Origin of the sequence: Halalkalibacter sp. APA_J-10(15) (genome assembly GCF_023017105.1) — a bacterium.
Classification (GTDB): domain Bacteria; phylum Bacillota; class Bacilli; order Bacillales; family Bacillaceae_D; genus Halalkalibacter.
In genome coordinates this window covers 1-255 of record NZ_JALKEV010000094.1, presented here as the reverse complement: position 1 = coordinate 255, position 255 = coordinate 1, and the positions used below count along the sequence as shown (strand labels likewise).

Genomic DNA, 255 nt, shown 5'->3' with positions numbered 1-255 from the left:
ACTTAAAAGACCGCCTGCGCGCGCTTTACGCCCAATAATTCCGGACAACGCTTGCCACCTACGTATTACCGCGGCTGCTGGCACGTAGTTAGCCGTGGCTTTCTGGTTAGGTACCGTCAAGGTGCCACCCTATTTGAATAGCACTTGTTCTTCCCTAACAACAGAGCTTTACGAGCCGAAACCCTTCATCACTCACGCGGCGTTGCTCCGTCAGACTTTCGTCCATTGCGGAAGATTCCCTACTGCTGCCTCCCG

General features: G+C 54.1%; 1 rRNA gene. It reads right to left on the bottom strand.

The window, feature by feature from the left end:
• Nucleotides 1–255: ribosomal RNA gene (locus MW695_RS22400) — 16S ribosomal RNA — on the bottom strand; the annotation flags it as partial.